The following is a 19844-nucleotide window of genomic DNA, read 5'->3' as shown; positions in this document are numbered from 1 at the left end:
AGTGCCCCCTCCCTAACCCTCCCCCGCTACGCGGGAGAGGGGACTGCCGATGCTCCGCGATGAAGCCGCACCGCCAAGCATCCTACCCCCTCTCCCGCGAAGCTCTCGCACAAAGCTCCGCTTTGTGCTGACGCGACAGGCGGACCGTAGGTCCGCTGAGAGCGGGGGAGGGATGGGGAGGGGGCTCCCAGTAGCCGATGCTTATTCCGCCTACTTCCCCTCGCCCCAGACCAGCCCGTTGAACAGCGGCTCGATCACCGACTGGCCGACGTCGCGGGTGATGAAGACCAGCTTGGTGCGGTGGTCGTCGCTGGGCCAGTCCTCCAGGCGGACCGGGGGGTGGAACATGTGCTGGACGCCGTGGACGACCACGGGCAGATCGCTTTCCTGAACGTTCAGCAGACCCTTCACCCGCAGCAGATTCTCGCCGGACTGGGCGATCAGCGCCTCCATGAAGTCGACGAAGCCGTTCCACGGGATCGGCCGGTCGATCACCATGCAGAAGGCGCGGATGTGATCGTCATGGCGGTTGGCGTCGTGGTGATGGTGGTCATGACCGCAGTCGGGACCGCAATGATCGCCGTGCTCGTGGTCGCCATGATCGTGATGGTGATGATCGTGGTCATGCCCGTGCTCATGCCCATGATCGTGCGCCTTGGCCTGTTCGTCGCGATAGGCCTCCTCGCGCAGCCAGCGGGCGACGTCGGGGCTCTTGGTCTCGGGATTGTAGAGCCCGGCGTCGAACAGCCGCTTGGGGTCGATCTCGCCATGGGCGGCCGGAAGAATCGGGGCGGCCGGGTTGATGGCGGCGAGGCGCTGCATCAGGGCGGCGGTCGCGGCCGGGGTGGCCACGTCGGTCTTGGTCAGGACGATGCGGTCGGCGACGGCGGCCTGCTTGACGCTTTCCGGCTGGCGGTCGAGCTGGAGCGAGCCATGCGCCGCGTCCACCGTGGCGATCACCCCGTCCAGGCGGAAACGGGCGGCCAGCAGCGGGTCCGACATCAGGGTGTGGATGATCGGCGCCGGATCGGCCAGCCCGGTCGTCTCCACCACCACCCGGTCGAAATCGGGGATCTCGCCCTTCACCCGCTTCAGGAACAGGTCGCGCAGCGTGTCGACCAGATCGCCACGGATGGTGCAGCACAGACAACCGCTGTCCATCAACACCATGTTCTCCGACGCCTTGGCGACCAGCAGATGGTCCAGCCCGACCTCGCCGAACTCGTTGATGACGATGGCGGTGCGCGCCATGGCCGGGTTGCGCAGCAGCGCCTGCAGCAGCGTGGTCTTGCCGCTGCCGAGGAAGCCGGTCAACACCGACACGGGAAGGCGGGCGGGAGAGGCGGCGGGAGCGCTCAACGGGGTTTCTCCTGACAGGATTTGCACAGGCCGCGCACCTCGACGGTGGGGCGCTGGACACGGAAGCCGCGCTCGGCCGCCGCGGCGACGATGGCCGAACCGACACCCGGATCGTCGATCTCGGCCGCATCGCCGCAGGCATCGCATACCAGGAACTGCCCGGAATGGACCGCCCCCGGTGCGGCGCAGCCGACATAGGCGTTCAGCGATTCGATGCGGTGGACCAGCCCCTGTTCGACCAGGAACTCCAGCGCGCGATAGACGGTCAGCGGCGCCGCCGCCTTGCCGTCCTGTTGGCTGAGGTCTTCCAGGATCGCATAGGCGCCGCGCGGCCGGTGGCTGGACCACACCAGCTCCAGCACACGGCGGCGCAGCGCGGTCAGCCGCGCCCCCCGTTCGGCGCACAGCGCGTCGGCACGGGTCAGGGCGTCGGCGATGCAGTGGGTATGGTCGTGGGGCGAGGGCATGGGTGTTACTTTATAACAGTTCGGCCGGCGACGCAACGCGCATGGAAAAGGCGGCCCCGGGGTTGGGGCCGCCTTGCCGAGTGGCGGTTGTTCTTTTTGGGGCCGGGCTCTTTGCAAGCCTGGACATGCAGCGACCGCGGCGGAGCGGCCGGCGTCCTTATCGCTCTGACCCGGAAGGCTGGGCGGGACAGGGCGGCCGCACCGGGCCGCTGAAGGCACAGTAGCGGCCGGCTGTGACCGTTTGCAGGCATGGCGGTGACGCTTCGGTGAAGATCCGGGTCACGACGCCGGCTCGACCCGCCGCTTGCGCTCTTCGAACAGCGCGAGCGCACGGTCGCGGGCGACGCCGTGGTCGATGATCGGCCGCGGGTAATCGTCGCCCAGCCGGACGCCGGCCTGCCGCAGCAGCTCGGTCGGGGCGGCCCAGGGCTGGTGGATCCAGCGCGGCGGCAGCCGGTCCAGTTCGGGGACGTAACGCCGGACGTAATCGCCCTCCGGATCGAACTTCTCGCCCTGCAGGACGGGATTGAAGACGCGGAAGAAGGGGGCGGCATCGGCCCCGCAGCCGGCCACCCATTGCCAGTTGCCGGCATTCTGGGCCAGATCGGCATCGACCAGCGTGTCCCAGAACCAGCGTTCCCCCTCCTGCCAGGGCAGCAGCAGGTCCTTGACCAGGAAGGAGGCGACGATCATCCGCACCCGGTTGTGCATCCAGCCGGTCTCCCACAGCTGGCGCATCCCGGCATCGACGATGGGATAGCCGGTGCGCCCGCGCTGCCACGCCAGCAGGCCCGCCGCATCCTCGCGCCAGGGGAAGTCGGCGAAGCGGGGATCGAGCGGCCGGTCGGGCAACTCCGGCGCATGGTGCAGCAGATGATACTGGAACTCGCGCCAGCCGACCTCGCGCAGGAAGGAGTCGATGCCGGGCGCCAGCTCCGGCCGGGCATCGGCGGCATGGCGGGCGGCGTGCCAGACCTGCCGCGGTCCGATCTCCCCGAAGGCCAGATAGGGGGAGAGGGCGGAGGTGCCGTCACGGTCCGGCCGGTCGCGTTCGGTGGCATAGGCGCCGACCGGCCCGTCGAGGAAATCGGCCAGATGGGACAGCGCCGCCGTCTCCCCCGGCACCCAACGCTTGCGCAAGCCCGCGGCCCAATCGGGCTTGGTCGGCAGCAAGCCCCAACTGTCGAGCGCATCGCCCGCCGGTGCCTTGGCCGGCGCCTTCAGGGCGGAGGGCGCGCGGGTGGGCAGGGGCGGGTTCAGCGTGGCCGACAGGTGGCGCCAGAAGGGGGTGAAGACCTTGAAGGGACCGCCGCTCTTGTTGCGCACGGTCCAGGGTTCGGCCAGCAGCCCGGCGTTGAAGCTGCGGGCGTCGATGCCGCGCGCCTTCAACCGCTCCTTGATCGCTGCGTCGCGGGCGGTCTGGGCGGGGGTGTAGCGGCGGTTCCACAGCACGCACTCCGCCCCCGTCTCGGCGATCAGCGCGTCCAGCACGGCCCCCGGCTCGCCACGGCGCAGCAGCAGCGGCGAGCCATGGCGGGCGCAGCAGGTTGCGAGCCGTTCCAGGCTGCCATGCAGCCACCAGCGCTGCGCCCCGCCGAGCGGCCATGGATCGCAGGGGGGATCGCCGGTCTCCTCCTCCAGGATATAGAGCGGGATGACCGGCGCGCCGCGTTCGGCCGAGGCCTGGGCGGCGGCGGTCAGCGCCGGGTTGTCGGCCAGACGCAGGTCGTTGCGGAACCAGACGATGATGGGAGAGGCGGACATGCACGGCGCTCGGTTGGTCGTCTCCGGACCAACGGATATAGGCCGCGCTCACGCTTCGGCCAGCGCGTCAGCGCGCGCGGTCCGGCGACAAACGGGCGCAGGGGAAGCGATAGACCCGGCCGCGCACCGTCATCAGCACCTCGAACCGGCGCGCCAGCAGCCCGTCGAAGGCGGCATCCAGCACGTTCAGCCCGCCGGTGAAGCTGCCGAAGGCGGGCAGGATCAGCTTGGCGCCGTCATGGGCGAAGCAGCGCTCGCGCACCCGCCGCCCGGCAAGCGCCACGGCGGCGGCCGGATGCAGGTGGCCCGACAACTCACCCACCGCGCCCGGCTGCGCCTCGTGCCGGAAGGTCAGGGGACCGATGGACAGCTCCGCCACCGCCCTGCCGCCGAGGCCCTGCGGCGGATCGGGGTCGTGGTTCCCGGTGATCCACACCCAGTCCGCCACGGCGGCGGTCAGGCCGCGCAGCCGCTCCACGTCGGCCGGGTCCATCCGCTCCGCCGCGTGGCGGTCGTGGAAACTGTCGCCCAGGCACAGCACGCGCGCCGGGCGCTCTCTCGCGATCAGCTCGGCCAGCCGGTCCAGCGTCGCCCGCGTGTCGTAGGGTGGCAGCATCCGGCCGCGCGCGGCGAAGGCGGAGCCCTTCTCCAGATGCAGGTCGGCGACGGCCAGGATGCCCTCCGCCGGCCACAGCAGCGCGCCCGAGGGATCGGCCAGCAGGTCGGCACCGCACAGCGTCAGGGCGGCACGGCTGTCGTCGCCCTGACAGGCAGAGCCGTGAGCTTGGGGGGAAGCTGACAACATTCGTTTACCGGCGATCATTGGAAATGACCAATATCCATGAATTTTTTGTGGGCATGATGTTTGCAGCCTGACGGGCCGCCGCCGTGGAGGCATGGCGGATCACAACCATACCCGGAGGATACCCATGGCCACAGTGACGTTCACCGGCCTGAACATGCCCAAGGACATGACCGTCTACGCGGTCGCCGGCGATACCGGCACTCTGCTGGCGCTGGCGAAAAAGCACGACATTCCGATCCCGTTCCAGTGCCAGGACGGGGAGTGCGGGTCCTGCCTCGTCAAGATCACCTATCTGGACGGAAAGACTCCGATGGCCATCGATCTGACCGAAAAGGAGAAAGTCACCCTTTCCGTCAACGGCAAGCTGAACAGGGACCTGCTGGAGGCTGCCGAGAACGCCCACCGCCCGCCGCCCTACCGTTTGGCCTGCCAGTTCATCGTCCGTGACGAGACCATTCTTGTCGAGTTCAGCGGCGAGCCGGGAGTGGAACCGGAACTGCGCAAGTAACCTGCGAGCGGCATGGGGCGGTGTCACAACGACAACCGTCCCTGCTGCGGGCGCCCCGTGTCCGATTTCGCGGGCCGTGGCGGAGCCAGTTCCGGCATCGCCTCCGCCAGCAATTCGGCTTCGGCCGCGGCGAGCAGCTCGTCGGTGGCGCTGCCGTCCACCCGCTCGCGCCCGATCTCCAGGATCACCGGCACGGCCAGGGGGGAGATGCGGTCGAGGTCCTTGTGGGTGATCCGCCCGCGCACCCGCGCCAGGAAATCGGACAGGCGGCGGATGTCGGTCAGCCCGCCCGCCGCATCGGCCCGCGTCGCCCGCAGCAGCACATGGCCGGGGTCGTGCTTGCGCAGCACGTCATAGATCAGGTCGGAGGAGAAGGTGACCTGCCGCCCGGTCTTCTCCTGCCCCGGATGACGGCGGTCGATCACCCCGGCGATCAGCGCCACGTTGCGGAAGGTCCGCCGCAGCATCGACGATTCGTCCATCCAGGCTTCCAGATCGTCGCCCAGCATGTCCTGGTCGAACAGGGCATCCATATCTGTGGGCGACCGCAGCGACCACACCGCCAGCACATAGTCGGTGGCGACGAAGCCCAGCGGACCCAGTCCGAACCGTTCCATCCGCCGGGTCAGCAGCATGCCCAGCGTCTGGTGGGCGTTCCGCCCCTCGAAGGCATAGGCGACGAGGAAGCGCTTGCCGGCCTTGGGGAAGGTTTCCACCAGCAGCCCGTCGCGGCTGGGCAGGACCGAGCGGTAGCGTTGCAGCCGCAGCCATTCCTGCACATCCTCCGGCAGCCCCTCCCACTGGCGCGGATCGGCCAGCATGGCGCGCACCCGCTCGGCCAGATGGGTGGTCAGCGGCAGCCGCCCGCCGGCATAGGCGGGGACCTTCGGGTCGCCGGTGCCGCCCTTGGCGACCTGCGCCTCCATCTCGCGCACGCCGAGGAACTTCAGAAGCTGGCCGGCGAACAGGAAGGTGTCACCGGGGGTCAGGCCCTGGATGAAATACTCCTCCACCTCGCCCAGCACCGGGCCGCGGTTCAGCCGGACACGCAGCAGCGCCTCCTGGGTGATGGTGCCGACATTCATCCGGTACTGGCGCGCCACCGCCGGGCCGGCCACCGCCATCCGCCCGTCCTCGCGCAGCTTCAGGCGCTGGAAGCGTTCATAGGCGCCGAGCGCATAGCCGCCGGTGGCGACGAAATCCAACACGTCGTCGAACTCGTCGCGGGTCATCGCGGCATAGGGGGCGGCGGAAACCACCTCCTCATACAGCTCGTCGGCCAGGAAGGGGGCGGCGCAGGCCATGCCGAGCAGATGCTGGGCCAGCACGTCGAGCCCGCCCGGACGCGGCGCCTCGCCGTCCAGCGTGTGGTCGTGCACCGCCTCCAGCGCGGCGCGGCATTCCAGCACCTCGAACCGGTTGGCGGGGACCAGCAGGGCGCGGCTGGGCTCGTCCAGCCGGTGGTTGGCGCGGCCGATGCGCTGGACCAGCCGGCTCGACCCCTTCGGCGCGCCGATCTGCACCACCAGATCCACCGCCGCCCAGTCGATGCCGAGGTCGAGCGAGGAGGTGGCGACCACCGCTCGCAACTCGCCGCGCGCCATGGCGCCCTCGACCTTGCGGCGCTGCTCCACCGCCAGCGAGCCATGGTGGAGCGCGATGGGAAGGTTGTCGTCATTGACCCGCCACAGCGCCTGGAACACCAGCTCCGCCTGGGCGCGGGTGTTGACGAACAGCAGGGTGGTGCGCTGGCGGCGGACGCGCTCGTAGATTTCCTTCATGGCATGCATCGCCATGTGGCCGGCCCAGGGCACCCGCTCCTGCGAGGTCAGGATCTCCACCTCCGCCTGTGCGCCGGAACGGCCCAGCACGAGGCGCACGTCGTCGGAGTCGCTTCCCTCATGCCGGCCGCGGCGCGACAGCCAGGCCAGCAGCCGCTCCGGCTCCGCCACCGTGGCCGACAGCCCGACCCGGCGGGCGGCGGGGGCGAGGCGCGACAGTCGGGCCAGCCCCAGCGCCAGCAGATCGCCGCGCTTGGTGCCGGCCAGCGCATGCAGTTCGTCGATGATGACGCAGCGCAGGTTGCGGAACAGCCGGTCGGCGTCGGTGTAGGACAGCAGCAGCGCCAGACTTTCCGGCGTCGTCATCAGCATGTGCGGCGGATGGGTGCGCTGGCGCTTGCGCTTGGCCTCCGGCGTGTCGCCGGTGCGGGTTTCCGCCCGGATCGGCAGCCGCATCTCGGCGATGGGCTGTTCCAGATTGCGCTGGATATCCACCGCCAGCGCCTTCAGCGGCGAGATATAGAGCGTGTGCAGCCCGTCGCGCGGCCGTTCGGCCAGTTCGATCAGCGAGGGCAGGAAGCCTGCCAGCGTCTTGCCGCCGCCGGTGGGGGCGATCAGCAGCGCGCTCTCACCCCGTTCCGCCGCCTCCACCATCGCGACCTGATGCGGGTGCGGCGCCCAGCCGCGCGACCGGAACCACGCGGCGACGTTGGGCGGGATCAGGGCAGGGGAGGGTGCATCCATGGCGGCCGGACTTTACCGGATCGCCCGGAACGGAGAAAGAACGAACTGGAGCGGGCAGTCAGCCCGATCGTCGGGGCATCGCGGTCGCCGCCGACAGCTTGGCGGATCACCAGCGCTGACCTGCCGGCACCTCTATTTCCTTCAACCCCAGGGCGGTGGCCATCTCCTTCCGGGTGGCCAGACGGATGTCGCGGATCATCAGGAATCCCCGGATCATCGCGCCGATCCCGTACGCACCGGCCTCGTTGGACTTGATGATCACCTGCGTCGGATGACGGGTTTCGCCCTTGAACTCTTCCGATTCGAAATCGACGAAATTCTCAGGATTGGTGACGACCGTCGTGTAATGTTCGCCGAAGTCGAAAGCGAGCAGAATCCGATCTTTCATGATCCCCTTGCCGGGGCGGTAAGCGCTGTCCTTGTCAAATACCCAGAACGCCTTATCCGATGAACGGCCGCCAAAAGTATATGTCAGTTTTTTGTTCTTGTAGTTCGGGATGTCGGGAGAATTGGCATCCGTCCAGCGATAGACATAGGTCATGGCATTCCCCAGTGCTTGGCGAAACTGCCACGATTAGGCAGGGGATAACCTTGCGCGCGCAATCATTATGAACTGTGGCGGACAGTTTCGATCGGCACGAGGGGTGTTTTCTGATCCAGCACTTCTAATGAAGCGTGCGCTAATCGAGGGCCTTCTTCACGCCGAAGCAATGTTCCGGCCCGGGGAAGGCGCGGCTGCGCACCTCTGCGGCGTAGGCTGCTGCGGCCTCACCGACCGTCTCGCCCAGATTGGCGTAGCGCTTGACGAATTTCGGCCGGAAGGCGCCGAACAGGCCGAGCATGTCGTCGGTGACCAGAACCTGCCCGTCGCAGGCCGGCGAACCGCCGATGCCGATGGTGGGAATCGCCACCTCTTCGGTGATGCGGCGGGCCAGCGGCTCCATGGTGCCTTCGATGACCAGGGTGAAGGCGCCGGCCTCGGCAATGGCGCGGGCGTCGACGGCGATCCGCTCCGCCGCCTCGGCATCGCGGCCGACCGCCTTGTAGCCGCCGAGCGTGTTGACCGACTGCGGGGTCAGCCCGACATGGCCCATCACCGGGATGCCGCGGGCGGTCAGGAAGGCGACGGTTTCCGCCATCTCCAGCCCGCCTTCCAGCTTGACCGCCTGGGCACCGGTCTCCGCCATCACGCGGGCCGAGGCGCGGAAGGCCGCCTCCTTGCTCTCCTGATAGCTGCCGAAGGGCAGGTCCACCACGACGCAGGCCCGTTCGGAGGCACGGACCACGGCGGCGCCATGGGCGATCATCATGTCCAGCGTCACCGGCAGCGTGCTGTCCAGCCCATAGACCACCATGCCCAGCGAATCGCCGACCAGCAGCAGGTCGACATGGGGATCGAGCAGCCGGGCCACCGGTGCCGTGTAGGCGGTCAGGCAGACGATGGGCTCGCCCCCCTTGCGGGCGCGCAGCGCAGGGACCGACTGGCGGGCGGTGAGGTTGGAAGCGCTCATGATCGGGACTTTCCGGTACCGGCTGCGGCGCGATGGCTCGCTGACCGTTCAATACGCTTGCCCGGCGCACAGTCGGGCCACGCAGAATGGCGCAGATACACCAAAACCGCCCTCGCGAAGATCGCGGGACGGTCGGGTGCAAGACACAAGGGGTCTTGGGCGCGCATCACACGCGCCCATCGCAGTCGCTGAGAGCGACCGACGATTAATAGCCCTCGCGTTCCATCCGCTTGCGGAGCAGCTTGCGGGTGCGACGCACCGCTTCAGCCTTCTCACGCGCGCGCTTCTCCGAGGGCTTCTCGTAGTTACGGCGCAGCTTCATTTCACGGAAAATGCCCTCGCGCTGCATCTTCTTCTTCAGCGCGCGGAGGGCCTGATCGACGTTGTTATCTCGGACCAGAACTTGCACGTTTACCGTCACCCTTCCAAGTGTGCCGTGTTGCGCAAAGGCAACAAATAGGTATGCGCGGCAGGCGCACCCCTTGTGTGGGCGCAGTGTGTAGCATGCCCCACCGCCTTTGTGAAGGGGAGTCTTCGGCCCGCAAGCATGAGCCCTGCAGAACCACGGGAACCGGAACCGCAGGAAACGGTTGCTCCGACGGCATCCACACTCCAGATATAGCGCCATGCCAGTGCTTCCAATCGCCCGGATGGGCAATCCCGTACTCCGCAAGATCGCGGAGCCCATCGCCGACCCGACCGATCCGGCCGTCGCCCGGCTGGCGGCCGACATGATCGCCACCATGCTGGATGCCCCCGGAGTCGGGCTGGCCGCGCCGCAGATCTCGGAGTCGCGCCGGATCATCGTCTTCCGAGTCCCCGCCGACCGCGGCGAGGGAGAGGAGGTGGCGAACACCGTCCTGGTCAATCCGGTGATCGAGCCGCTGTCCGACGACAAGGTCCTGGGCTGGGAAGGGTGCCTGTCGATTCCCGGCCTGCGCGGTCTGGTTCCGCGATACGGGCGCATCCGCTACCGCGGTTACGGCCTGGACGGCGCCCGCATCGAGCGCGAGGCATCGGGGTTCCATGCCCGTGTGGTCCAGCACGAGGTCGACCACCTGGATGGCGTGCTCTATCTTGATCGCATGGACGATCTGCGGCTCCTCGTCTGCACCGAGGAGATGCATCATATCAACGCCGCGCTCGCCGCGGCCACGGACGCGCCGCCCCGGACCTGAGGGCGGGCGCAGGGAGAGTTGGCTATGAGCATCGACACGCTTCGCGACGATATCCTGGTTGCGAGCCTGCCAAATGTCGTCTTCGACGGCTGGAGCCTGCAGGCCCTGCGCGACGGCACCCAGATTGCCGGTCACGAGCCGTCCGCACTGCTGCGCGCCTTCCCCGGCGGCGTGACCGACGCGGTGGAGCATTTCGCCGACTGGACCGACCGCCAGATGCTCGACCGGCTGGAGGCCCTGCCGCTGGCCGAGATGAAGGTGCGCGAGCGCATCTCTCTCGCCGTCCGCACCTATTTCGAGGTGCTGGAGCCCTACCGCGAGGCGAAGCGCCGGCAGATCTCCTATCTGGCCATGCCGCAGAATGTGGCTCTCGGCCTGCGGCTGCTCTACCGCACGGTGGACGCCATGTGGTTCGCCGCCGGCGACACCTCCACCGACTACAACCACTATACCAAGCGGGCGCTGCTGTCCGCGGTGGTCAGTTCCTCCACCTTCTACTGGCTGGACGACCAGTCGGAAGGGCATGTGGAGACCCGCGCCTTCATCGACCGCCGGCTGGCCGACGTGATGGCGGTGGGCAAGGCGACCTCGTCGGTCGGCAAGCTCGGCTCGATGCTGAACTTCCTCCCCAACCCCCTGCGCTTCGCCCGCCAGATGCGCCAGCGCACCACCGGCGCCCAGGCCAGCAACGCGACGGTGCATATGGCGGAGAATATCTGAGGGGAGTGATTCCCTCTCCCACCTGGAATCTCCCTCTCCCGTCCCGGGAGAGGGCCTCCTACCTCCGCTTAACCTTCGCGGCCTTCTTCGCCGCAGCCCGCAATGCCGCCTCGAACCCCGACCTTGCCCAGGGCAGCAACTCGTCACGGTCGTCCAGTGCCGAGTCGGGTGGCGGGTAGTAGGAGAGGGTGGTCGGCTTGTCCGGCATGGGCCGGAAGGGCTCCAGGCCCAAATCCGCGAACGAGCCGCGGTTCACATCGTCCGCCTTGAAATACAGAATCTCCTCCGCGACCAGCGCGAAGGTCAGCCCGTCGATGGACAGGCCATAGCCGCCGAACATGCGGCGCGCCCGCAAGTCGCCCAGCGGCGCCATCATCTCGCAGAGCGTGGCGACATACTCGCTGGGCGGCCGGGCGGGCATTGGCGGGAAGCGGTTACTTCTTGCGGAAGGCGTCCAGAGCGACGACCTCGCCACGCTTCGGCTCCTCGGCCGGGGCGGCTTCCTCCACCTTTTCCTCGACGCGCTCGGCAGCGGCGCGCGGCGGCATGGAGGACACCTCCGCCGATTCGGCGGCGGCCAGCGGCTGGAACTGCAGGGCGAAATTCACCGACGGGTCGGCGAAGGTCGTGATGGCGGCGAAGGGGATCACCAGCCGCTCATGCACATTGTTGAAGCTCAGCGTCACTTCGAAATGATCGTCCGTCACGTCCAGCCCGTAATACTGGAACTGCAGGACGATGGTCATCTCGTTGGGATACTGGGACGCCAGATATTCGGGGATCTCGACGCCGGGGTAACCGGTGCGGAAGGTCAGGTAGAAATGGTGATTGCCCGGCAAGCCGCGCTCGGCAACCTCGGTCAGCGCGTCGCGGACAACGCCGCGCAACGCGGTCTCGACCATGCGGTCATAGCGGAGCTGCTCTTTCGGCATGCTTGGGCGGGTCCCTGATGCATCGGTCTCGCGTCCTGCCGACGGGAAAGCCGGTTGCGGACGCTGGGAGGAAGAGGTGTGGGCCTTCTGTTGCTAGGCGGCCCACGGCCCCACCCTTGGGCGCTAACCCTCGGGGATTAGGTTTAGGCTACCAGCCGCCGTTAGGCAGCGAGGCGAGCCTGAGCAACGTTGTCGTTGGCAACTATTGCAACGGCCCGATAACGGCGGAACCATGCCGAGCGAAAACCATGCCTTTACCACGCGTGTCGATCCTGTTTCGCCCCCAACGACCCCGGTCAACGAGTCCGGTGTATGGTTGGTGGAGGCGCCGGGTACCGCCCCCGGGTCCACAACGCTTATTCCACAAGGCGTTTATCGCCATAGTCGGCGAACCGACGTCGCGAATATAGGCACTCCCGTCCGGCAAGGGAAGGGGGTGTGTGCATGTTCGCCGAATGCGTTGCGGTGACGCGGGGGGATCCGTTCGTTCACCGTTCCCGACAGCCACGCGGTCTGATAAGACAGCCGGCACCGTAACCCCGGAGTCACCATGCCGATCACGCCCGAGCAGCGCGATGAGATCGATCGCCTGCGCGCCGTCACCGCCACCACCCGCCGCGCCACCGTCCCGGCCCTGGAGGACATCCTCTATCAGCCGCTGGAGGTGCTGGACCACGGCTTCGTCCGCGTCATCGACTATATGGGCGACGATGCGGCGGTCGTGCAGGCGGCGCGCGTGTCCTATGGCAAGGGCACCAAGAAGGTCAGCGAGGATTCCGGCCTCATCAAGTATCTGATGCGCCACCGCCACTCGACCCCGTTCGAGATGTGCGAGATCAAGTTCCATGTGAAGCTGCCGATCTTCGTCGCCCGCCAGTGGATTCGCCACCGTACCGCGAATGTGAACGAGTATTCGGCGCGCTATTCCATCCTCGACCGCGAGTTCTACGTGCCGGCGCCGGAACAGCTGGGCGCCCAGGCCGTGGTGAACCGCCAGGGCCGCGGCGACGTGCTGGAGGGCGAGGAGGCGGCCAACGTCATGCGGCTGCTGCGCGAGGATTCGGAGCGCGCCTACAGCCACTATGAAGAGATGCTGAACCAGCGCGAGGACGGCACCGTCATCGACCCGTCCCGCCAGGGTCTGGCGCGCGAGCTGGCGCGGATGAACCTGTCGCTGAACTATTACACGCAGTGGTACTGGAAGGTCGATCTCCACAACCTTCTGCATTTTCTGTCGCTGCGCGCCGACAGCCACGCCCAGTACGAAATCCGCGTCTATGCCGACGCGATGCTGGACGTGGTGAAGCGCTGGGTCCCGGCGGTGTTCGAGTCCTTCACCGAGTACCGCATGGGCGGCGCCCATCTGTCGCGCACCGGCCTGGACGTGGTGAAGCGCCTGCTGGCCGGCGAGCCGGTGTCGCAGGAGGCCAGCGGCCTGTCCAAGCGCGAATGGCGCGAGCTGATGGACCAGCTCGGCCGCCCCGAAGCCTGAGATAGGACCGAAGACGATGACGCCGGATCAGGCCGAAAGCATCTACCGCCAGGGCCTGATCGCCGCGCAGGCCGGCCGCTGGGCCGAGGCGCAGGATCTTCTCGCCCAGGCCATCACCGCCTGCCCCGGTGTCGCCGTCTGGTGGGCCAATTACGGTCTGGTGCTGGAAAGCCAGGGTGACGCGCCGGGGGCGGCGCAGGCCTATGCCGGGGCGCTGAACCTCGACGGCGGGCTCGCCATGGCGATGGACGGCCTGCTGGTGATGGCGGAGACGCTGGCCAAGGCCGGACGCGCCGATCTGGCGGAGGGCTGCTACCGCCGCGCCCTGGCGCTCGCCCCTGCCACGCCGGCGGCTCTGGTCAATGCCGGCAACCTGCTGCGGGCGCGGGCCCGGCGGTCGGAATCGGCGGCGCTGCATCGTCGCGCCGCGATCCTCGAGCCCGACAGCTGGATCCCGCTCTACAACATCGGCAATGCCCTGGCCGAGATGAACCGGCTGGGCGAGGCCGACCGCGCCTATAGCGCCGGGCTGTGCCTGGAGCCGTCGCGGGTGGAGCTGTGGGCCAACCGTGCCAGCCGGGCGCTCGCCCCCCAAGCGCGCATCGGCGAGGCTCTGGCCGCGCTGGACCGCGCCCTGCGGTTGGCGCCCGGCACCGATTCGCTGCACAGCGCGCGGCTGTTCCTGATGCAATACGACCCGGCGCGCACAATGCCGCAGATCGCGCAGGCCCATGCCGATTGGGGCGCGCGCTACCCGGACCGGCCGGCCACCCCGATTGCCACCCCGAGGCCGCGCCTGCGCGTCGGCTATGTCTCCGCCGATTTCCGCGCCCATCCCGTCGGCTATTTCCTCGAACCGGTGCTGGCCGCCCATGACCGAGGCACCATCGAGGCGATCTGCTATTCCAACACCGCGAATCCCGATGCGGTGACGGCGCGGCTGCGCGGGCTGGCCGGCGGCTGGGTCGACAGCACGGCGATGGACGACGCGGCGCTGCTGGAGCGCATCCGCGCCGACGGCATCCACATCCTGGTCGATCTGGCCGGCCACACGCTGGGCAACCGGCTGGGCGTGTTCTCCCGGCGGGCGGCGCCGGTGCAGGTCACCTGGGCCGGCTATGTCGGCACCACCGGACTGCCGGCGATGGATTATCTGATCTCCGACCCGCGGCAGAGCCCGGAGGGTGCGGATGGCTGGGCCATCGAGGGCATCGTCCGCATGCCCGACGCCTATGTGCCCTGGTCGCCGCCGGCCGATGCGCCCGCGGTGGCGCCGCTGCCGATGATCGCGCGCGGTGGCCCCACCTTCGGGTCGCTGAACGCCCTGCCCAAGCTGAATGCGCAGGTCGCCGCATTGTGGACCCGCCTGTTGGCGGCGGTGCCGGAGTCGCGGCTGCTTCTGCGCACCCCCGGCCTGGACGATCCTGACCTGCGGGCGCGCACGCTGGCGCTGTTCACCGCGGCCGGCGCCGACCCGGAGCGCATCGAGCTGCGCGGCGCGGCCCCGCATGCCGAATTCCTGGCGACCTATGGCGAGATCGACGTCGCGCTCGACCCCTTCCCCTATTCGGGCGGTCTGACGACGTTGGAGGCGCTATGGATGGGTGTCCCGGTGGTGACGCTGGGCGGCGACCGCTTCTGCGCCCGCCATGCCGTCACGCACCTGACCTCCGCCGGGCTTCCGGCGCTCGCCGTGGAGGGGGAGGAGGCTTACCTCGCCATGGCGGCGGCGCTGGTGTCGGACTCCGACGGTCTGGCGAGCATCCGCAGCCGCCTGCGCGACCGGCTCGCCGCGTCGCCGTCACTGGACGGCGTGCGCTTCACCCGCGCCCTGGAGGCCGCCTTCGGCGCCATGTGGCAGCGGGCTGCGGCCGGGCAGGGGCGTGCGTCCTTCGCGTTGAACTTCGACTGAGCCGGGACCGGCGACCGGTCAGTCCCGGTCGCGCCCGTGGTCGCGGTCCTCGTCCCGGTCGTAGTCGTCGTCCTCTTCCGCTTCCTCTTCCGCGGCGAGGCGGCGCTGGTTGGCCAGCATGTCGAGAGCGCCCTGCAGGATGTAGGCGGCGGCCATCTTGTCCACCACCTCGTCCCGGCGCTTGCGGGTCATGTCGGCCTCGCCGATCATGAAACGCTCGACGGCGGAGGTCGACAGCCGCTCGTCCCAGAAGGCGATCTCCGCCTCCCAGCCCAGCAGGTCGGGGCGCTCCAGCAGGTTCTTGGCGAAGGCGCGCACCGACTCGGCGCGCGGCCCCTCCGTCCCGTCCATGTTCAGCGGCAGCCCGACGACCAGCCCGCCGATGCCGTAGTCGCGGATGGTCTTGCCGAGCTCGCGCGCGTCCTGGGTGAATTTGGTCCGCTTCAGCGTTCCGATCGGGGATGCGACGATCAGTCCCGGATCGGCAACCGCCAGCCCGACGGTCTTGGTGCCGACGTCAAGGCCAAGCAAACGTTGGTTTTTGCCCAGCCGGGCCGCGAGTTCGGAGAGGGTGTGGATCATGATCCGACCATAGGGCCGCAGCCCTGTGACCGCAAGAACGCTTGAGTTGTTGTTCAAGATACTTATTCTTCTAAGTATGAACAGCGCATCGACCCTGCCCTTTCTGTCGCACCGGCCGCTTGCCGACGGCGACATCCCGACCATCTGCGGATTTCCCCGCAGCGCGGAGGAACTGTATTTCCTGTTCCCGCGCGCGGTCTGGCCGCTGACCGCGGATCAGGTCCGGGCGACGCTGGGCACCCGCCGCGATCCGACCGTCGTGACCCTGTCGGAGAACGGGCGGGACCGGGTCGTCGGCTATGCCAACTATGCCACCTTCGAGGATGGCCGGACCGCCAGCATCGGCAATGTCAGCGTCGATCCGGCCCTGCGCCGCCGCGGCATCGCCGAATATCTGGTGCGGACGATGATCGGCCGTGCCTTCGACCATCACCGCCTGCCCGAACTGACCCTCTATTGCTTCAACACCAACACGCCGGCCCTGCTGCTCTATGCGAAGCTCGGGTTGACGCCGATCGCACTGGAAACGCGGGTGACGCCCTGGGGCGAGCCGATCGCGCTGTTCAAGCTGCGCATGGACCGTGCCAGCTGGCATTCGGTCTCGCGCATTGCCGCCTGAGCATCCACAGATTTAATGATTCGCCCGCTGGCGGGCCGGCCCGTGCGGCGTATAGTCGGTCAACCCATCGACGGAGCGGACGGATGAGCAGGACAGGGACGGGTGCGAACCGGCGTGCGGTGCTGGCCGGGCTGGCTGCCGGCGGTGCCGGCCTTTTCGCCGCCGGGGCCGCGCAGGCGATCACGGCGCAGCCGCGGTCCGACTATGGCGCCATGCTGGATGCCGCCTGCGGCGCCAGCGCCGACCACAAGCGCCAGATCGCCGCGGTGGAACGTGCGCTTGGGGTCACGCTGCCCGATGCGCGGGTGTTGCAGGTGCTCCAGCAGACCACTTGCCGGTCCTGCGGCTGCCCGCTGGCGCTGGCCGCCGCGGCGCCCTCGGGCAATCCGGACGCCTTCTGAGCGGGGCACAGGCCGCAAACGTTGCGGTGGGCGTGCGCGGGTGCTAGCTTCGCGGCCGATTTCCAATGTTTTGGAAGAGAGTAGAGGCATGTCGCTCGACAAGGCCACGGTGGCCAAGATCGCGCATCTGGCCCGCATCAAGGTGCCGGACGAGGAACTGGAATCCCTGGCTGGGGAACTGAGCCAGATTCTGACCTTCGTGGAACAGCTCAACGAGGTCGACACGAAGGACGTGCCGCCGATGACCAGTGTGGCCGCGCAAAAACTGCGCCGCCGCAAGGACGAGGTCACCGACGGCGGTTACGCCGCGCAGGTCCTGTCGAACGGTCCGGAAACGGCCGAAGGCTTCTATGTCGTGCCCAAGGTGGTCGAGTGATGACGGCGCTCACGCATCTGACGATGGCGGAGGCCCTGGATGGCCTCGCCAAGAAGGATTTCACCGCGGTCGAGCTGACCGAGGCGCATGTGCGCGCGGTCGAGGCCGTGCGGCCCTTCAACATCTTCATCACCGAGACCCCCGACGCCGCCCTGTCGATGGCCAAGGCCAGCGACGAGCGCCGGGCGAAGGGCGAGGCCGGCCCGATGGACGGCCTGCCCATCGCGGTGAAGGATCTGTTCTGCACCAAGGGCGTTTCGACCACCGCCGGCAGCCATATCCTGGACGGCTTCAAGCCGGAATATGAGTCGACGGTTACCTCCCAGCTGTGGCGCGACGGCGCCGTCATGCTGGGCAAGGTGAACCTGGACGAGTTCGCCATGGGTTCCGCCACCATCACCGCCCATCAGGGCGAGACGGTCAGCCCGTGGAGCCCCGGCGCGCCCGGCGCCTGGGAGAAGAAGATCGTCGCCGGCGGCTCGTCGGGCGGGTCCGCCGCGGTGATCGCCGCGCGCGCCGCGCTGGGCGCCACCGGCACCGACACCGGCGGCTCGATCCGCCAGCCGGCCGGCTACACCGGCACCGTCGGCATCAAGCCGACCTATGGCCGCTGTTCGCGCTGGGGCATCGTCGCCTACGCCTCCTCGCTGGATCAGGCCGGGCCGATGACCCGGACGGTCGAGGATGCGGCGATCATGCTGCGCTCCATGTGCGGCTTCGATCCGAAGGACTCCACCTCGGTCGACATGCCGGTGCCGGATTTCCGCGCCGCGCTGACCGGTGACATCCGCGGCCTGCGCGTCGGCATTCCGAAGGAATACCGGGTGGAGGGCCTGTCGCCGGAGATCGCCGCGCTGTGGGACCAGGGCATCGCCTGGCTGAAGGAGGCCGGCGCCGAGCCGGTCGAGGTCAGCCTGCCGCACACCAAATACGCGCTGGCCGCCTATTACATCATCGCGCCGGCCGAGGCGTCGTCCAACCTCGCGCGCTATGACGGCGTGCGCTACGGCCTGCGGGTCGAGGGCGGCAACCTCAAGGAAATGTACGAGAACACCCGCGGCGCCGGCTTCGGCAAGGAAGTGCAGCGCCGCATCCTGATCGGCACCTATGTGCTGTCGGCCGGCTATTACGACGCCTATTACAACAAGGCCCGTCAGGTGCGCACGCGCATCAAGTGGGACTTCGACGAGGCGTTCAAGAGCTGCGACGTCATCCTGACGCCGACCGCCCCCAGCACGCCCTTCGCCATCGGCGAGAAGATGGACGATCCGGTGCAGATGTACCTGAACGACGTCTTCACCGTTCCGATCAATCTCGCCGGCCTGCCGGCCATGTCGGTCCCCGCCGGTCTCGGCGCCGACGGCCTGCCGCTCGGCCTCCAGCTGATCGGCCGCCCCTTCGACGAGGAGACGCTGCTGCGCGTCGGCCATGTCGTGGAGAAGGCCGCCAATTTCACCGCGCTCCCGCCCTTCGTGGCGTGATGCGGGAGCGTTGAATGCGAAAGGGCCGGCTCGCAGGAGCCGGCCCTTTTCGTTTGGGGGGTGGTTGGCTGTGCCCCCTCCCCATCCCTCCCCCGCTTCGCGGGAGAGGGGGCAGGACGCTTGGGAGAGTTAATCAAAGGAGCGGCGGCAGTCCCCTCTCCCGTGATCGGACCGGCCTTCGGCCGACCGAGAGCGGGGGAGGGTTAGGGTGGGGGCATCGCCAGCCGACGCCTATCCATCACACCCACCCATCACGCCCCGCCGATCCCCTGCACATAGCTCTCGCCGGTCTTCGGATCGATATTCTCGCCCGTCCCCGGCGTGCCCGGCGGCGCTTCGTCCTTGTCGCTCATCGGCTCGACCGCCGGCTTGACCGGGATCGGCTTGGTGGCGGGACGGTCACCTTGCGGCATGTCGGACGTCTTCTCTTCGGCCATGGCGGCAGTCTCCCTCTGGTGGACGCTTCATCCCCACCAACAGGCCGCCCGCCGCTTCGTCACCCTCGGCTCCCGCTATTCCGCCGCCTCCAGCGCCACCCGCGCCAGTTCCAGCAGCTTCTTGTCCACATCCTCCTCGTCATAGCCGGGGTTGTCGGCCAGGGAGTCGCGCAGGCGCATCGTGATGAACTCACCGGTGTGGTGCTTTTCATAGAGGCGGACATCGCCCAGCGCCTTGGCGACGCGGTGCAGCCGATCGCGATCCATCATGCTCTCCCATCCTGGTCACTCATCTCGGTCAATCATTCTTGATCGTTGGCGTGCCAACAGCCGGGCTGCCGCATCATTCCTGTGCGTCGGGTTCCCCTTGCGCCGTACTGCGCTTGGATGCCGGAACAGGACGCGGCTTTCCGGCGTCCCTGTTCATGGCTGCAATCACCGGCGACTGGGGGCGACTGCATGGACCCGGGACAGGATCAACGGCGGGAACTGCTCACCCGCGTCCGCCATGTCGTGGAGCATTACGAACGCCACAGCACCGCCGGCCCCGCCATCATGCGCGGCGTCCGCTACGACCTTGCAGTGCGGGCGACCGACCTGAACGGCGACAGCTGCCGGTTCCCTGCCTGCGCTTGTGCCAAGGCGGACTGTACCGAGCGGGCAGCGTGCGCCCCGCCGGACGTCGGCGTCTGGATCGAACAGGCCAAAAAAGAAAACCGCCCCCGGCGCGAACCGGGAGCGGCTTTCGAATGATGCATGACCGACCGCGGCGCCC

General features: G+C 68.4%; 23 protein-coding genes and 1 other RNA gene. 10 read left to right on the top strand and 14 right to left on the bottom strand.

Annotated features, from left to right (window positions below):
• Positions 1–210: 210 nt before the first annotated feature.
• The 4 genes from AZOLI_RS08265 to pdeM form a co-directional block, all read right to left on the bottom strand.
• Positions 211–1386: a CobW family GTP-binding protein gene (locus AZOLI_RS08265; protein ID WP_014248151.1), complete on the bottom strand. Its 1176-nt coding sequence runs from the start codon at positions 1384–1386 to the stop codon at positions 211–213.
• A complete protein-coding gene (locus AZOLI_RS08260) occupies positions 1356–1826 on the bottom strand; it encodes a Fur family transcriptional regulator (RefSeq protein WP_014248150.1) in 471 nt (156 codons plus the stop codon). Before AZOLI_RS08260 ends, AZOLI_RS08265 begins: the two co-directional genes overlap by 31 nt.
• 279 nt (positions 1827–2105) lie before the next feature.
• On the bottom strand, positions 2106–3590 hold the full coding sequence (locus tag AZOLI_RS08255) for a cryptochrome/photolyase family protein (protein ID WP_014248149.1): 1485 nt from the start codon (positions 3588–3590) through the stop codon (positions 2106–2108).
• A gap of 67 nt (positions 3591–3657) precedes the next feature.
• The gene (gene pdeM / locus AZOLI_RS08250; protein WP_014248148.1) at positions 3658–4395 is read right to left on the bottom strand and encodes a ligase-associated DNA damage response endonuclease PdeM; all 738 of its coding nucleotides are present in this window, start codon (positions 4393–4395) and stop codon (positions 3658–3660) included.
• Positions 4396–4519: 124 nt separating this feature from the next.
• On the opposite strand from pdeM, the gene AZOLI_RS08245 reads away from it, so the two are divergent.
• Entirely contained in the window at positions 4520–4903 is a 384-nt protein-coding gene (locus tag AZOLI_RS08245) for a 2Fe-2S iron-sulfur cluster-binding protein (protein WP_014248147.1), read from the top strand.
• 23 nt (positions 4904–4926) lie between these two features.
• Here the strand turns inward: AZOLI_RS08245 and AZOLI_RS08240 are convergent, their stop codons facing one another.
• From AZOLI_RS08240 to rpsU, 4 genes are all read right to left on the bottom strand, one after another.
• Entirely contained in the window at positions 4927–7428 is a 2502-nt protein-coding gene (locus AZOLI_RS08240; protein ID WP_014248146.1) for a ligase-associated DNA damage response DEXH box helicase, read from the bottom strand.
• A 106-nt stretch (positions 7429–7534) separates the two neighbouring features.
• Positions 7535–7969 carry a hypothetical protein gene (locus tag AZOLI_RS08235; protein WP_044549869.1) on the bottom strand — a complete coding sequence of 145 codons (435 nt, stop codon included), beginning with the start codon at positions 7967–7969 and terminating at the stop codon, positions 7535–7537.
• Between the two features lie 139 nt (positions 7970–8108).
• Positions 8109–8939, bottom strand: coding sequence for a 3-methyl-2-oxobutanoate hydroxymethyltransferase (panB, locus tag AZOLI_RS08230; protein ID WP_014248144.1), 831 nt, complete (start codon positions 8937–8939; stop codon positions 8109–8111).
• 205 nt (positions 8940–9144) lie between these two features.
• Positions 9145–9348 carry a 30S ribosomal protein S21 gene (gene rpsU / locus AZOLI_RS08225; protein WP_012974546.1) on the bottom strand — a complete coding sequence of 68 codons (204 nt, stop codon included), beginning with the start codon at positions 9346–9348 and terminating at the stop codon, positions 9145–9147.
• 217 nt (positions 9349–9565) lie between these two features.
• Between rpsU and def the strand changes: the two genes are divergently transcribed.
• Together def and AZOLI_RS08215 are read left to right on the top strand one after the other, a co-directional pair.
• On the top strand, positions 9566–10117 hold the full coding sequence (gene def, locus AZOLI_RS08220; RefSeq protein ID WP_014248143.1) for a peptide deformylase: 552 nt from the start codon (positions 9566–9568) through the stop codon (positions 10115–10117).
• A gap of 24 nt (positions 10118–10141) precedes the next feature.
• Positions 10142–10837: a COQ9 family protein gene (locus AZOLI_RS08215; RefSeq protein ID WP_014248142.1), complete on the top strand. Its 696-nt coding sequence runs from the start codon at positions 10142–10144 to the stop codon at positions 10835–10837.
• Between the two features lie 58 nt (positions 10838–10895).
• On the opposite strand, the gene AZOLI_RS08210 is transcribed toward AZOLI_RS08215, so the two are convergent.
• The 3 genes from AZOLI_RS08210 to ssrA form a co-directional block, all read right to left on the bottom strand.
• Positions 10896–11258 carry a TfoX/Sxy family protein gene (locus AZOLI_RS08210; protein WP_014248141.1) on the bottom strand — a complete coding sequence of 121 codons (363 nt, stop codon included), beginning with the start codon at positions 11256–11258 and terminating at the stop codon, positions 10896–10898.
• Between the two features lie 13 nt (positions 11259–11271).
• Positions 11272–11769 carry an SspB family protein gene (locus AZOLI_RS08205; RefSeq protein WP_014248140.1) on the bottom strand — a complete coding sequence of 166 codons (498 nt, stop codon included), beginning with the start codon at positions 11767–11769 and terminating at the stop codon, positions 11272–11274.
• A gap of 75 nt (positions 11770–11844) precedes the next feature.
• Positions 11845–12205, bottom strand: a transfer-messenger RNA (tmRNA) gene (gene ssrA / locus AZOLI_RS30800).
• A 114-nt stretch (positions 12206–12319) separates the two neighbouring features.
• Between ssrA and thyX the strand changes: the two genes are divergently transcribed.
• Together thyX and AZOLI_RS08195 are read left to right on the top strand one after the other, a co-directional pair.
• Entirely contained in the window at positions 12320–13261 is a 942-nt protein-coding gene (gene thyX / locus AZOLI_RS08200; protein WP_014248139.1) for an FAD-dependent thymidylate synthase, read from the top strand.
• 16 nt (positions 13262–13277) lie between these two features.
• A complete protein-coding gene (locus AZOLI_RS08195) occupies positions 13278–15173 on the top strand; it encodes an O-linked N-acetylglucosamine transferase family protein (protein WP_014248138.1) in 1896 nt (631 codons plus the stop codon).
• Positions 15174–15191: 18 nt separating this feature from the next.
• Here AZOLI_RS08195 and ruvX read toward each other — a convergent pair whose 3' ends face one another.
• Positions 15192–15758: a Holliday junction resolvase RuvX gene (gene ruvX / locus AZOLI_RS08190; protein WP_429725898.1), complete on the bottom strand. Its 567-nt coding sequence runs from the start codon at positions 15756–15758 to the stop codon at positions 15192–15194.
• Positions 15759–15831: 73 nt separating this feature from the next.
• On the opposite strand from ruvX, the gene AZOLI_RS08185 reads away from it, so the two are divergent.
• The 4 genes from AZOLI_RS08185 (at position 15832) to gatA (ending at position 18632) form a co-directional block, all read left to right on the top strand.
• Positions 15832–16374: a GNAT family N-acetyltransferase gene (locus tag AZOLI_RS08185; RefSeq protein WP_014248136.1), complete on the top strand. Its 543-nt coding sequence runs from the start codon at positions 15832–15834 to the stop codon at positions 16372–16374.
• Positions 16375–16457: 83 nt separating this feature from the next.
• Entirely contained in the window at positions 16458–16775 is a 318-nt protein-coding gene (locus tag AZOLI_RS08180; RefSeq protein ID WP_014248135.1) for a hypothetical protein, read from the top strand.
• Positions 16776–16863: 88 nt separating this feature from the next.
• Positions 16864–17151: an Asp-tRNA(Asn)/Glu-tRNA(Gln) amidotransferase subunit GatC gene (gene gatC, locus AZOLI_RS08175; protein WP_014248134.1), complete on the top strand. Its 288-nt coding sequence runs from the start codon at positions 16864–16866 to the stop codon at positions 17149–17151.
• Positions 17151–18632, top strand: coding sequence for an Asp-tRNA(Asn)/Glu-tRNA(Gln) amidotransferase subunit GatA (gatA, locus tag AZOLI_RS08170; RefSeq protein WP_014248133.1), 1482 nt, complete (start codon positions 17151–17153; stop codon positions 18630–18632). The genes gatC and gatA overlap by 1 nt, the downstream gene beginning before the upstream one ends.
• Before the next feature lie 251 nt (positions 18633–18883).
• Here the strand turns inward: gatA and AZOLI_RS08165 are convergent, their stop codons facing one another.
• Entirely contained in the window at positions 18884–19069 is a 186-nt protein-coding gene (locus AZOLI_RS08165; RefSeq protein ID WP_014248132.1) for a hypothetical protein, read from the bottom strand.
• 75 nt (positions 19070–19144) lie between these two features.
• On the bottom strand, positions 19145–19339 hold the full coding sequence (locus AZOLI_RS08160) for a hypothetical protein (RefSeq protein ID WP_014248131.1): 195 nt from the start codon (positions 19337–19339) through the stop codon (positions 19145–19147).
• Between the two features lie 189 nt (positions 19340–19528).
• Between AZOLI_RS08160 and AZOLI_RS08155 the strand changes: the two genes are divergently transcribed.
• Positions 19529–19822, top strand: coding sequence for a hypothetical protein (locus tag AZOLI_RS08155; RefSeq protein ID WP_014248130.1), 294 nt, complete (start codon positions 19529–19531; stop codon positions 19820–19822).
• The last annotated feature ends 22 nt before the right edge of the window (positions 19823–19844 follow it).

This window comes from Azospirillum lipoferum 4B, assembly GCF_000283655.1.
In the GTDB taxonomy this organism is placed as follows: domain Bacteria; phylum Pseudomonadota; class Alphaproteobacteria; order Azospirillales; family Azospirillaceae; genus Azospirillum; species Azospirillum lipoferum_C.
This window is presented reverse-complemented; position numbering and strand designations above follow the sequence as displayed.